A 13,002-nucleotide genomic window follows, 5' to 3' on the forward strand; every position below is an offset into this window, starting at 1 on the left:
CTGTTGTGCTTTTCGGTAACAGTAGGTTCCGTTGACGGAATGCCGTCTGATTTCCCGACTGACGGTGGCGGGATGACAACCGATGTTCTGTGCGATTTGGTTTAGGGGTAGGTTGCGGTAATGTCTGGAAATGTAGTATCTTTGGTGTGAGGTCAGTTGTGTGTAGGCCATATTGCAATCTTTCTTGTCAGGAAAGGCAGTATACTACCGCATACTGGCCTTTTCTGTTATTGGAAATTGCACTTGTTAGGCGAATGTAAGGCCGTCTGAATTTCAGACGGCCTTTTTTACAACAAATAAAACCATACAATTCAACACTTTAAAAATAAACTCAACAAAATCAGCAATAAAATATATAAAATCTTATTCCAATTACGAAAAATCTTAGTTAAAATAAACCCATCTAAAGAAAACCGTTTAAATCATTCTTTTCAGACGGCCTTTATCATACTAAGGAATACCATCATGTTGCTGGCACTCTCTTTACGCGATTTCGTGATTGTTGAAAACCTAAACTTAGATTTCCAAAACGGCTTTACCGTCTTAACCGGTGAAACCGGTGCCGGTAAATCCATCACGCTCGACGCGCTCGGTCTGCTTTTGGGCGATAAAGCCGATTACAGTCAAGTGCGCAACGGTGCCAAAGAAGCGCAATTTTCAGCCTTATTTGATATCGGCAGTCTGCCGCAATTGCAAGCCCAATTGCGCGAACAAGGCTTGCTGGAAGACGAGGCAGAAGAACTCAACATCCGCCGCATCATCGATGCCAAAGGCAAAAGCCGCAGCTACATCAATAATCAAGCTGCTACTTTGGCGCAGCTCAAAACCATCGGCGAGCAATTAATCGATATCCACGGCCAAAATGCCCATCATTCCCTAAACCAAGAATCCGCCCAGCGTCAGCTTTTGGATGCCTTTGCCGGTGCATTGGAGCAAGCCGAAAGTGTGCGCCAACAATACCAAAGCTGGGTTGCCGCCAAAAAATCGCTGCAAGAAGCGCAAGAGCAATCTGAAAATATCGCCATCGAGCGCGAACGTTTGGAATGGCAGTTCAACGAATTAACCCAGCTCAACCTGCAAGCCGGCGAATGGGAAACTCTCAGCCAAAGCCACGACAACTTGGCGCATTCTGCTGAATTGTTGCAAACAGCCGAACAAATCGGCGAAAACATCGATGGTGACAACGGCATTCAGCGCCAAATCTACCAATGCCAAAAACTTCTTGGCAACCTGCAAAACATCGAACCACGCTTTGCCGAAAGCCTGAATATGCTCGCCAGCATCGAAGCAGAATTGGGCGAAATCAGTGCCAATATGCGCGATGTCGCCGGCCGCACCGACATCGATCCCGATGAATTGGCCGAACAAGAACGCCGCATGGCCGAACTCATGAGCATGGCGCGTAAATACCGCATCGAGCCGGAAGCCCTGCCAGATAAATTAGCCGAAATCGCCAGCCAATTGGAAAGCTTACACGCCGCTGCCGATTTGGAAGCCTTGGAAGCGGCTGTCGCGCAACAATTTGCCGAATACCAAGAAGCCGCGCACACACTTTCAGCCATGCGCCATCAAGCTGCCGGCCGATTGAGCAGTGAAACCACCGAGCATATGCAACACTTGGCAATGAAAGGCGCGCGTTTCGACATCGTTTTGCTGCCATCATCACCAACCGCACACGGCTTGGAGCAAGTGCAATTCCAAGTGGCTGCCAACAAAGGCAGCGTATCGCGTCCATTAAACAAAGTCGCCTCAGGAGGTGAATTGGCGCGCATCAGCTTGGCCATCCAAGTCGTATCCAGCCAATACACCCATGTACCGACCTTGATTTTTGACGAAGTCGATACCGGCATTGGCGGCGGCGTGGCCGAAATGGTCGGCAAAGCCTTGCGCGCTTTGGGTAAACAGCATCAAGTTTTGGCCGTCACCCATTTACCGCAAGTTGCCTCATGCGGCGAACATCATTGGCAAGTGCGCAAACACAGCGAAGGCGAACAAACTGTCAGCGAAATCCGCGTGTTAAACGAACAAGAACGCGTGGAAGAAGTCGCCCGTATGCTGGGCGGTGAAATCATCACCGACACCACCCGCCACCATGCCGCCGAATTGCTGACACTGGCCGCGGCTTGATTGGGTTCAACTTACCAACCACAAAATAGGCCGTCTGAAAATCTACTGATTTTCAGACGGCCTATTTAATATCCATTAAATAGATAAACCCTATTTGATTTACTGCCCACGTTTTTTCAAAGCTTCACAAGCAGGCGTACCATTATGTTTTCTTTGCAGGCTCTGTTTTTGAAATTCACACAACTTACGCAATTCTTCATTAGTATAGTTGGCATAATCATTTGCCCATACCGGCGCAGACAATAATCCGAAGGCCAAAACCGCAAACATTGTTTTCTTCATGTCATCCCCTTTTCATGGTTAAATCAGCTACATAATAACAAACATTACTTTTACTTAAAATACCAAAATAAATCTCATCTTGAAAATTTTCAGACGGCCTCAATAAGTGTATGATGACACTATCTCATCTCAAGGAATCCCCATGAACGTTCTGTTTATCGCCGATCCGATGGCTACTTTCAAAACCTACAAAGACACCACCTACGCCATGATGCGCGAAATGGCCAAACGCGGCTGGCAGCTTGCGCATACCTTAAGTAGCGAATTGTCGGTACAACAAGGTTTGGTCGTGGCACAAGCGACACCGTTTGAATTTTTGGGTGCGAAAGACAATCACGACCATGCTTGGTTTCAAAACGGCGATAAAGTTCAGACGGCCTTAAAAGATTTTGATGCTGTGATTATGCGCACCGACCCGCCGTTTGACATGCAATACCTATATGCCACTCAATTTTTAACTTTAGCGGCAGAACAAGGGGCGAAAGTATTCAACAGCGGCCAAGCCATGCGCGATTTCAATGAGAAGCTGGCGATTTTAAATTTCAGCCAGTTCACCGCCCCAACCTTGGTGACTACCCGCTCGGCAGACGTACGCGCCTTTTTGCAAGAATACGGCGACATTATTGTCAAACCGCTCGACGGCATGGGCGGCATGGGGATTTTCCGCTTAACCGAGCAAGACCCCAACATCGGCAGCATTTTGGAAACCTTAATGCAACTAGACTCACGCACCATCATGGCGCAACGCTACATTCCTGAAATTGTCGATGGCGACAAACGCATTCTGATTATTGGCGGCGAAGTCGTGCCTTATGCCTTGGCACGCATTCCACAAAACGGTGAAACACGCGGCAACTTGGCTGCCGGCGGTCGTGGTGTGGCACAAGAATTGAGCGCAAAAGACCGCGAAATCGCCGAAACCCTTGCCCCAGAACTCAAACGCCGCGGCATCTTGCTGGCCGGTTTAGATGTGATTGGCAGCAACCTGACCGAAGTCAACGTGACCAGCCCGACCGGTTTCCAAGAAATCATGAAGCAAAAAGGCTTTGATGTGGCAGCCATGTCTGCCGATGCGGTTGAATCTTGGTCGAAAGCTTAAATAATCATCAAGGCCGTCTGAAAGCATTTTCCCCTTTTCAGACGGCCTATTTATCTTACTTACTAGCCAATAATCCCTATCACCATGAAAAACGACTCTTACGCCGCCGCCAAAAAAGGCAAAACCGGCCTACAGCGCATCATTAATGCGTTTGGCTATTCCAAAGACGGCCTGAAAGCCGCTTACCGCTTTGAAAGCGCGTTCCGCCAATTGGTGTTACTCAATGCCATTTTGATTATCATCACCTTTTTGCTCAACTTCGGCCCCGCCACACGCACTTTGCTGATTATGGCTTCGTTTATTTCCTTGATTACCGAATTGTTCAACACCGCCATTGAAGCCGCGGTTGACCATACTTCCACCGAAAAACACGAGTTGGCCAAGCGTGCCAAAGATGCCGGCTCGGCCGCCCAGCTATTGGCCTTAACCCTGCTGGCACTGGTTTGGCTGATGTCGCTGTGGCGTGAATATGGGTTTAACCTGTTTTAACCTGCCTTTTAACCCATATCAAAGTCTTCAGACTGCTTTTTCCTGTAACATTATTCTATTACCATCATTCACCAAGGAATATGACATGAAAAAACTTTTGGCAACCTTAATTATCGCCGGTTTGGCAACTTCTGCTTCAGCCGCAGGCATTCATGTAAAAGATGCGTGGGCGCGCGCCACCGTAGAAGGCATGCACATGAGCGGTGCATTCATGACCATCCACAACGACAATGCCAAACAAGATTTCTTAATCGGCGGCAGCAGCGAAGTGGCCGATCGTGTTGAAGTGCATACCCACATCAACGACAACGGCGTGATGCGTATGCGCGAAGTCAAAGGTGGTGTGCCATTGCCGAGCAAAGCCAATACCGAGTTGAAACCAGGCAGCTACCACATCATGTTTATGGGTTTGAAACGCGCCTTGAAAGACGGCGAAACCATTCCGGTAACGCTTAAATTCAAAAACGAAAAAGCGCAAACCATTCATGTGCCGGTGAAAACCGCCCCTATGCCTGCCACGCATTAACACAACCACGGCGAAGGCGCACACAAACATTAAATTTTAATGTATTGATGATTAAAACAGGCCGTCTGAAAACCATGGTTTTCAGACGGCCTTTCCATATTATTAAGACTACTAAATATGCTATAATTCTGCTTTAGATTTTCCGTTTCTCCCCCATATCTACCCGCATGAATACTCAACACACCCCACAAAACATCATCGTCGGCCTCTCCGGCGGCGTCGATTCGTCTGTGACTGCTGCTTTGTTGAAAAAACAAGGCCACAACGTCAACGGCGTATTTATGCAAAACTGGGAAGACGACGACAACGACGAATATTGCAGCATCAAGCAAGATTCATTCGATGCCATCGCCGTGGCCGATATTGTCGGCATCGACATCGATATTGTGAATTTTGCCGAACAATACAAAGACAATGTGTTCGCCTATTTCTTAAAAGAATACAGCGCCGGCCGCACGCCAAATCCCGATGTATTGTGTAATGCCGAAATCAAATTCAAGTGCTTCTTGGATTACGCCATCGAACAAGGCGCGGACACCATTGCCACCGGCCACTACGCACGCAAAGAAGTACGCAACGGCGTGCATTACCTGCTCAAAGGTCTCGACCAAAACAAAGACCAAAGTTATTTCCTGTACCGCTTAAAACCGCATCAACTCGAGCGCGCCATTTTCCCATTGGGCGATTTGGAAAAACCTGAAGTTCGCCGTTTGGCTACTGAATTCGAGCTGCCGACCGCTGCGAAAAAAGATAGCACCGGCATCTGCTTTATCGGCGAGCGCCCGTTTCGCGAATTTCTGCAAAAATACCTGCCAACCAACAACGGCAAAATGGTCACCCCTGAAGGTAAAGTGGTCGGTGAACACGTCGGCTTGATGTTTTACACCTTAGGCCAACGCAAAGGCTTAGGCATTGGCGGCGCAGGTGAGCCGTGGTTTGTTGCCGCTAAAGATTTGGGCAAAAACGAATTAATCGTGGTACAAGGACACAATCATCCGCTGCTTTACACCAACAGCCTAATCATGAACGATTTGAGCTTTACCCTGCCTGAGCGTCCGCAACCTGGCCGCTACACCTGCAAAACCCGCTACCGTATGGCCGATGCCGCCTGCGAATTGCACTATCTCGATGATGACACCATCGAATTAGTGTTCGATGAACCGCAATGGGCGGTCACCCCCGGTCAATCTGCTGTGATTTACGATGGCGATGTGTGCTTGGGTGGCGGTATCATTATGTCGACCGATAAACCGGTTATCATCAAATAAACGAAAGTCTCAGGCCGTCTGAACATTTCAGACGGCCTTTCTGTATTCAATCCGCTTAGGCTGTTATAATCTTTTCATCTAAACCATATCAATGGTTTTCCTCCATCTTATTACTACCACAAGAGACTGATTATCCATGGAAAAACCTTGGTTACAAAGTTATGAAACGGGCGTGGCGCATGAAATCGACATCACCCGTTACCAATCCATTATTGATGTATTCCAAAAAAGCGTCGCCAAATTCGGCGACAAACCGGCGTTTCAAAACATGGGCAAATCGCTCAGCTACAACGAAACGGCCAAGCTTGCGACTAAATTCGCATCCTATCTGCAAAACATATTAAAGCTGCAGCGCGGCGAACGCGTGGCCATCATGATGCCCAATCTGCTGCAATATCCGGTGGCTTTATTCGGCATTTTGCAGGCCGGTTTGGTGGTGGTGAACACCAACCCACTCTACACCCCGCGCGAACTGGAACACCAGCTCAAAGACAGCGGCGCGACCACCATTATCGTGTTGGAAAATTTTGCCAACACCTTAGAATTGGTATTGCCACGCACCGACATCAAAAACGTGATTATCGCTTCCGTTGGTGAAATGTTCGGCGCCATTAAAGGCAACCTGATAAACTTTGTTTTGCGCAAAGTGAAAAAAATGGTACCCGAATACCGCATTGCCAACACCATTACCTTTCAGACGGCCTTAAAACAAGGTGCGACGCATACGTTCCGACCGGTTGAATTAAACCGCGAAGATACCGCCCTGCTGCAATACACCGGTGGCACCACTGGTGTGGCTAAAGGTGCTATGCTCAGCCACGGCAATATTTGCGCCAATATGATGCAGGCGTCGGAATGGATTAAAAACCTGCTGCGCGAAGGCGAAGAAGTGGTGATCGCCGCGCTGCCGCTTTACCACATTTTTTCGCTCACCGTGAACCTGATGATTTTCTCCAATGCCGGTTCCAAAATTATTTTGATTACCAACCCGCGCGACATGAAGGGCTTTATCGGCGACATGAAAAAAGACCGCATCAGCGTGTTTGTCGGCGTGAACACCTTATTCAACGGTTTGGTCAACCGTCCTGAGTTTACCGAAATCGATTTTTCCAACCTGAAGCTGACTTTAGGCGGCGGCATGGCCACGCAACGCGCCGTGGCGGAAAAATGGAAAAAAATCACCGGCACGCCGATTGTCGAAGCCTACGGCCTGACCGAATGCAGCCCGGGCGTGTGTTGTAACCCATTGAATATTGGAGCCTACAGCGGCGGCATCGGTTTGCCTGTTTCATCTACCGAAGTCGAGTTGCGCGATGGCGATGGTAAACTGGTGCAGCAAGGCCAGCCGGGCGAAATGTGGGTGCGCGGCCCCCAAGTGATGAAAGGCTATTGGAACCGTCCGGAAGAAACCGCCAAAGCCATCGACAGCAAAGGCTTTATCGAAACCGGCGACATTGCCGTCATGGATGAAAAAGGCTGGTTTAAGCTGGTTGACCGTAAAAAAGACTTAATCGTGGTTTCCGGCTTCAACGTTTATCCAAACGAAATCGAAGAAGTGGTCGCCCATCACGATAAGGTTTTAGAAGTGGCCTGTATTGGCGTGCCGAATGAAAAAACCGGCGAAGCCTTAAAAGTATTTGTGGTGAAAAAAGACAATTCGCTCACCAAAGAAGAATTGATCGATTTTTGCCGCACCGAGCTGACTGCTTACAAAGTACCGAAAGACATCGAATTTCGCGACGAATTGCCGAAATCCAATGTCGGCAAAATCCTGCGCCGAGAATTGCGTGACGAAGTATTGAAAAAATAAGCAGTTGAATGGGGTTGACTTCATCTCCATCAGGCCGTCTGAAAGGAATATGTATTTTTCAGACGGCCTGTTTCATTTTCATTTGTCCGAGTTTGCCAGTGCGGCCGCTTCAGGGTAAAATCACGTATTCCAACATGGGTATTTCATCATGACTAAATTTATATTCGTCACCGGCGGCGTTGTATCTTCCTTAGGAAAAGGTATCGCCGCCGCTTCTATTGCGACCATTCTCGAATCGCGCGGTCTCAACGTCACCATGCTCAAGCTCGACCCGTATATCAACGTCGATCCGGGCACGATGAGCCCGTTCCAACACGGCGAAGTGTTTGTCACCGACGACGGCGCGGAAACCGACCTTGACTTAGGCCACTACGAGCGTTTCATCAACGCCACCCTCACCCGCCGCAACAGCTTCAGCGCAGGTCAAGTGTATGAAAACGTGATTGCCAAAGAGCGTCGCGGCGACTACTTGGGCGGCACCGTGCAAGTGATTCCGCACATCACCGACGAAATCAAACGCCGCATCCATGAAGGTGCAGCAGGCTACGACGTGGCCATCGTCGAAATCGGCGGCACCGTCGGCGACATCGAATCATTGCCGTTTCTTGAAGCCATCCGCCAAATGCGCAGCCAGCTCGGCCGCAACAATACCTTGTTTGCCCACTTAAGCTATGTGCCTTACATTGCCGCAGCCGGTGAAATCAAAACCAAACCAACCCAGCATACCGTAAAAGAAATGTTGGGCATCGGCATTCAGCCGGATATTTTGATTTGCCGCATGGATCGCCCTATGCCAGAAGACGAGCGCCGTAAAATCGCTTTGTTCTGTAACGTAGAAGAGCGTGCGATTGTCGGCAGCTATGATGTGGACAGCATCTATGAATGTCCGGAAATGCTGCATAACCAAGGCATCGACACCATCATCACCGAGCAGCTGCAATTGAATGTGCAGCAAGCGGATCTAACCGAATGGAAGAAAATCGTTCACGCGATTAAAAATCCGAAGCACATCGCCAAAATCGGCATGGTCGGCAAATATGTAGATTTGACCGAATCCTACAAATCGCTGATTGAAGCCTTACGCCACGCCGGTATTCATACTGAAACCGATGTGCAAATTACCTATTTCGACAGCGAAGAAATCGAGAAAAACGGCGGCGATGTTTCAGCTTTGAAAGAAATGGATGCCATTTTGGTACCGGGCGGCTTCGGCGTGCGCGGTGTGGAAGGCAAAATCGCAGCGGTACGTTACGCGCGTGAAAACAATGTGCCTTACTTAGGCATTTGCTTAGGCATGCAAATCGCTTTGATTGAGTATGCGCGTGATGTGGCCGGTTTGCCGGATGCCAACTCGACCGAATTCAACCTGAAATGCGCCTCGCCTGTAGTAGCCTTGATTGATGAATGGCAAACCGCCGACGGCAGCGTGGAAGTGCGTGATGAAAACGCCGACTTAGGCGGCACCATGCGTTTGGGCGCACAGAATGTCGAGCTCAAACCGGGCAGCTTGGCCGCTAAAATCTACGGCAGCGAAGAAATCCGCGAACGTCACCGCCACCGCTACGAAGTCAATAACAACTTCGTTCCCGCATTAGAACAAGCCGGTTTGGTCATCGGCGGTGTATCCGCAGGCCGCGAGCGTTTGGTAGAAACCATTGAACTACCAAACCATCCTTGGTTCTTCGCGTGTCAGTTCCATCCGGAATTTACGTCCAACCCACGCCAAGGACATCCGTTGTTTAACGCTTTTGTGAAAGCTGCGTTGACCAATAAATCAGCCTAAGCCTTGCATAAAAAAAGCACCTGAATTTCAGGTGCTTTTTTATTGAATGCCGTCTGAAAACCATCTATATCCATGAATGATCACAATTAATCAAATGATTCATTTTGCTTTTTCCAGATGCCGCGAAATAGAACAATCAATATAACAAAATCATCTTTCCATACAACCAAGCATTCTTTCCCATTTTCAGACGGCCTAGGTAAAGTAACGACCATATCAAAATGAGCCTAGGAGCCACTATGACCACCACCGACCCACGTGCCAAACTGCCCGATGCCCCTTTAGCTGACAACGAACGCTTAAAAGACCAAAGCCAGCACTTGCGCGGCACCATTGCCGACGATTTGAAAGACGGCATGACCGGCGGTTTCAACGGCGACAATTTCCAACTCATCCGTTTCCACGGCATGTATGAACAAGACGACCGCGACATCCGCGCCGAGCGTGCCGATCAAAAACTTGAGCCGCTGAAAAACGTGATGCTGCGCTGCCGTCTGCCGGGCGGCATCATTAAGCCCGAACAATGGCTGGGCATCGATAAGTTTGCCGGCGAAAGCACGCTCTACGGCTCCATCCGCCTGACCAACCGCCAAACTTTCCAATTCCACGGCGTATTGAAAGACAACATCAAACCGATGCACCAATGGCTCAACGAATTGGGCTTGGATTCCATCGCTACCGCAGGCGACGTGAACCGCAATGTTTTGTGTACCAGCAACCCTGTCGAAAGCGGTTTACACAAAGAAGCCTACGAATGGGCCAAAAAAATCAGCGAGCATTTGCTGCCGAAAACCCGCGCCTATGCCGAAATCTGGCTGGACGGTGAAAAACTGCACTCTACCGAAGACTTAGTCACCGCGCCTTTGGCCGATTCCGTGAAAAGCGGCGATGCCACCGAGCCGGTTTTGGGTAAAAACTACCTGCCGCGCAAATTCAAAACCACTGTGGTGATTCCGCCGCACAACGATGTGGATCTGCATGCCAACGATTTAAATTTTGTTGCCATCGAAGAAAACGGCAAACTAGCCGGCTTCAACGTCTTGGTCGGCGGCGGCTTGTCGATGGAACACGGCAACACCAAAACCTACCCCAACACCGCACGCGAATTCGGCTTTATCGGTTTGGATAAAGTATTGGATTGCGCCGCTGCCGTGGTTTCTGTGCAGCGCGACTGGGGCAACCGCAGCGACCGCAAAAACGCCAAAACCCGCTACACCCTCGAGCGCGTCGGCGTGCAAACCTTTATCGAAGAAGTTGAAAACCGCATGGGCGCGAAATTCGAGCCGCTGCGCCCTTATGAATTCACTTCACGTGGCGACCGCATCGGCTGGGTGCAAGGCGAAGAAGGCAACTGGCACTTGACCCTCTTTATCGAAAACGGTCGTCTGCTAGACTATCCGGGCCGTCCGCTGAAAACCGGTATGCGCGAAATCGCTAAAATCCACACCGGGGACTTCCGCCTCACCGCCAACCAAAACCTGATTGTGGCCGATGTGAAACCATCTGAAAAAGATGCCATCGAAAAAATCGCCCGCGAACACGGCTTAATCAGCGACAGCGTCACCCCGCAACGTGAAAACAGCATGGCCTGCGTATCCTTGCCGACCTGCCCGCTGGCGATGGCCGAAGCCGAGCGCTTCCTGCCAAGCTTTTCCGACAAAATCGATGAGATTCTTGCCCGTCATGAATTATCGCAAGAGCACATCGTTTTGCGCGTAACCGGCTGTCCGAACGGCTGCGGCCGCGCCATGTTGGCCGAAATCGGTTTGGTCGGTAAAGCAGTTGGCCGCTACAACCTTTACACCGGCGGCAACCGCGAAGGCACCCGCATTCCGCGCCTGTTTAAAGAAAACATCACCGAGCCGGAAATTTTAGACATCATCAACCAATGGGTCGGCGCATGGGCGCAAAGCCGCGAAGCCAATGAAGGTTTCGGCGACTTTGCCGTACGCAGCGGCATTGTGAAACCGGTGGTCGATGCACCGCGTGATTTTTGGGCGTAAAAAACACCATAACAAGTCTGAGACCTTTGCAAAACTCTAGATTTGAGTGCAGTTCAAAGTTGTAGCAGCGCAGAAAGCGAAGACATATCATGAAGATAGGCAAGCTTTCGAGCAGCGCACAACAAAGAAATGCGCCAAAGATAGAGATTTTGCAAAGGTCTCAGTCTACATATCAATAGAGAAACAAAGGCCGTCTGAATTTTCAGACGGCCTTTTATCATTGATTTTATTGATTTTATCTTTATCAACTTACTAAAAAATGCCGTCTGAAAAATTCAGACGGCATTGATTCAATTCAAAAGCTGCCCCGAATGCTCGGCAGATTCTACCGGCTCTTCCTCTTCATCACCTGTCGGCGGCGTATCCATCAAATCCGGCAACACCAGCTCGCCCAGCTCCGTCAGCGGCGGCAATTCTTCCAAACTTTCCAAATTCAAATCGCTCAAAAACCGCGCCGTAGTTGCCCAAAGCGATGGCCTGCCAACTGAATCACGATGCCCGATGACTTCAATCCAGCCCCGATCCTGTAAAGTCTGCATCACATTTTGCGACACCGCCACACCGCGGATGCCTTCAATGTCGCCACGCGTCACCGGTTGCTGATAAGCAATAATCGCCAGCGTTTCCATCACCGCACGCGAATAGCGTGGCGCACGCTGCTCTTGCAAACTACCCAATCGCTCAAACGCCGCCTGCGCAATCTGAAAACGCCAACCTTCATGTGTGTGCACCAATTGCAGCGCACGGTTTTGCCAGCGTGTTTTCAAATTCGACAACACATCAATCAACTTATCCTGCGACAACGGTGGCACACACAATTCGCGCATCGCTTTTTCGCTTAAAGGCTCGACTTGTGTCAGTAAAGCTGCTTCAATCAGCACATCAGGGGAAATTTTTTCGTTCATTTTAATCGTCAATCTTTTCAGACGGCCTCAACCGTCAAAATACGCCAAAGCCTTTGTTTTGCAACAAATGAAATCCACGCTGCTGCGCTTTTTTCAGATTTTTCGCATCAATCACATAAACATTGATGTTTGGCGTACCACCGCCGCAAACCGCCGGAAATGCCACACCATGCAACACATCCGCCCGCGCGGCATACACTTTCATGCCGTCTAATTCGCGTAGCATTTCTTGTGCACTCACGCCACTGCCACTTCCACATTGCCGCGAACCATCAGATTTATACACCGAAATGCGTTCCGCCTGCGATGGCTTGCCATCTGAAACGGCACATGCGCTTAAAAGCGGTGCAACACATAAACAAGCTAAAGATTTTAAAGGCATCATATTTTTCATCAAGTAGGGTGGGTGTAAACCCACCGCGATCATGCTTATATTTAAATGGTGGGTTGACACCCACCCTACTTTTTTCAGACGGCCTTACATTCGCCTAACAAGTGCAATTTCCAATAACAGAAAAGGCCAGTATGCGGTAGTATACTGCCTTTCCTGACAAGAAAGATTGCAATATGACCTACACACAACTGACCTCACACCAAAGATACTACATTTCCAGACATTACCGCAACCTACCCCTAAACCAAATCGCACAGAACATCGGTTGTCATCCCGCCACCGTCAGTCGGGAAATCAGACGGCATTCCGTCAACGG

Annotated in this window: 13 protein-coding genes; 9 read left to right on the forward strand and 4 right to left on the reverse strand. The window is 49.5% G+C overall.

What is annotated here, in order from left to right; genetic code table 11:
- Positions 1-171, reverse strand: a 171-nt coding sequence (locus tag CRG49_RS13985; RefSeq protein ID WP_157807888.1) for a helix-turn-helix domain-containing protein, incomplete at its 3' end; no start/stop codon positions are given.
- A 294-nt stretch (positions 172-465) separates the two neighbouring features.
- Between CRG49_RS13985 and recN the strand changes: the two genes are divergently transcribed.
- Positions 466-2,127, forward strand: a complete 1,662-nt coding sequence (gene recN / locus CRG49_RS10440; RefSeq protein ID WP_095503131.1) for a DNA repair protein RecN — start codon at positions 466-468, stop codon at positions 2,125-2,127.
- A gap of 99 nt (positions 2,128-2,226) precedes the next feature.
- Here recN and CRG49_RS10445 read toward each other — a convergent pair whose 3' ends face one another.
- A complete protein-coding gene (locus tag CRG49_RS10445; RefSeq protein WP_095503130.1) occupies positions 2,227-2,409 on the reverse strand; it encodes a hypothetical protein in 183 nt (60 codons plus the stop codon).
- 142 nt (positions 2,410-2,551) lie between these two features.
- On the opposite strand from CRG49_RS10445, the gene gshB reads away from it, so the two are divergent.
- The 7 genes from gshB to cysI all read left to right on the forward strand — a co-directional run bounded on the left by gshB (position 2,552) and on the right by cysI (position 11,387).
- The gene (gene gshB / locus CRG49_RS10450; protein WP_095503129.1) at positions 2,552-3,508 is read left to right on the forward strand and encodes a glutathione synthase; all 957 of its coding nucleotides are present in this window, start codon (positions 2,552-2,554) and stop codon (positions 3,506-3,508) included.
- 84 nt (positions 3,509-3,592) lie between these two features.
- On the forward strand, positions 3,593-3,997 hold the full coding sequence (locus CRG49_RS10455) for a diacylglycerol kinase (RefSeq protein ID WP_095503128.1): 405 nt from the start codon (positions 3,593-3,595) through the stop codon (positions 3,995-3,997).
- Positions 3,998-4,082: 85 nt separating this feature from the next.
- A complete protein-coding gene (locus tag CRG49_RS10460) occupies positions 4,083-4,523 on the forward strand; it encodes a copper chaperone PCu(A)C (RefSeq protein WP_095503127.1) in 441 nt (146 codons plus the stop codon).
- Positions 4,524-4,690: 167 nt separating this feature from the next.
- On the forward strand, positions 4,691-5,791 hold the full coding sequence (gene mnmA / locus CRG49_RS10465; protein ID WP_095503126.1) for a tRNA 2-thiouridine(34) synthase MnmA: 1,101 nt from the start codon (positions 4,691-4,693) through the stop codon (positions 5,789-5,791).
- A 136-nt stretch (positions 5,792-5,927) separates the two neighbouring features.
- On the forward strand, positions 5,928-7,601 hold the full coding sequence (locus CRG49_RS10470) for an AMP-binding protein (protein WP_095503125.1): 1,674 nt from the start codon (positions 5,928-5,930) through the stop codon (positions 7,599-7,601).
- Between the two features lie 148 nt (positions 7,602-7,749).
- Positions 7,750-9,384, forward strand: coding sequence for a CTP synthase (locus CRG49_RS10475; RefSeq protein ID WP_095503124.1), 1,635 nt, complete (start codon positions 7,750-7,752; stop codon positions 9,382-9,384).
- Positions 9,385-9,623: 239 nt separating this feature from the next.
- Positions 9,624-11,387 carry an assimilatory sulfite reductase (NADPH) hemoprotein subunit gene (cysI, locus tag CRG49_RS10480; RefSeq protein WP_095503123.1) on the forward strand — a complete coding sequence of 588 codons (1,764 nt, stop codon included), beginning with the start codon at positions 9,624-9,626 and terminating at the stop codon, positions 11,385-11,387.
- A gap of 290 nt (positions 11,388-11,677) precedes the next feature.
- Here cysI and CRG49_RS10490 read toward each other — a convergent pair whose 3' ends face one another.
- A complete protein-coding gene (locus tag CRG49_RS10490; RefSeq protein WP_095503121.1) occupies positions 11,678-12,292 on the reverse strand; it encodes an SMC-Scp complex subunit ScpB in 615 nt (204 codons plus the stop codon).
- Between the two features lie 34 nt (positions 12,293-12,326).
- Positions 12,327-12,674: a hypothetical protein gene (locus CRG49_RS10495; RefSeq protein WP_154143309.1), complete on the reverse strand. Its 348-nt coding sequence runs from the start codon at positions 12,672-12,674 to the stop codon at positions 12,327-12,329.
- A 185-nt stretch (positions 12,675-12,859) separates the two neighbouring features.
- Between CRG49_RS10495 and CRG49_RS13990 the strand changes: the two genes are divergently transcribed.
- On the forward strand, positions 12,860-13,002 hold a 143-nt coding region (locus CRG49_RS13990), incomplete at its 3' end, for a helix-turn-helix domain-containing protein (protein WP_157807904.1).

Origin of the sequence: Neisseria sp. N95_16 (assembly GCF_002551535.2) — a bacterium.
Taxonomy (GTDB): Bacteria; Pseudomonadota; Gammaproteobacteria; order Burkholderiales; family Neisseriaceae; genus Neisseria; species Neisseria brasiliensis.

Excerpts from the sequence above, each read along its gene's own strand:
- CRG49_RS10490 (WP_095503121.1), bottom strand. The coding sequence starts at position 12,292 with ATGAACGAAAAAATTTCCCCTGATGTGCTGATTGAAGCAGCTTTACTG.
- recN (WP_095503131.1), top strand. The coding sequence starts at position 466 with ATGTTGCTGGCACTCTCTTTACGCGATTTCGTGATTGTTGAAAACCTA.
- cysI (WP_095503123.1), top strand. The coding sequence starts at position 9,624 with ATGACCACCACCGACCCACGTGCCAAACTGCCCGATGCCCCTTTAGCT.
- CRG49_RS10455 (WP_095503128.1), top strand. The coding sequence starts at position 3,593 with ATGAAAAACGACTCTTACGCCGCCGCCAAAAAAGGCAAAACCGGCCTA.
- gshB (WP_095503129.1), top strand. The coding sequence starts at position 2,552 with ATGAACGTTCTGTTTATCGCCGATCCGATGGCTACTTTCAAAACCTAC.
- CRG49_RS10495 (WP_154143309.1), bottom strand. The coding sequence starts at position 12,674 with ATGCCTTTAAAATCTTTAGCTTGTTTATGTGTTGCACCGCTTTTAAGC.
- CRG49_RS10460 (WP_095503127.1), top strand. The coding sequence starts at position 4,083 with ATGAAAAAACTTTTGGCAACCTTAATTATCGCCGGTTTGGCAACTTCT.
- CRG49_RS10475 (WP_095503124.1), top strand. The coding sequence starts at position 7,750 with ATGACTAAATTTATATTCGTCACCGGCGGCGTTGTATCTTCCTTAGGA.
- CRG49_RS10470 (WP_095503125.1), top strand. The coding sequence starts at position 5,928 with ATGGAAAAACCTTGGTTACAAAGTTATGAAACGGGCGTGGCGCATGAA.
- mnmA (WP_095503126.1), top strand. The coding sequence starts at position 4,691 with ATGAATACTCAACACACCCCACAAAACATCATCGTCGGCCTCTCCGGC.
- CRG49_RS10445 (WP_095503130.1), bottom strand. The coding sequence starts at position 2,409 with ATGAAGAAAACAATGTTTGCGGTTTTGGCCTTCGGATTATTGTCTGCG.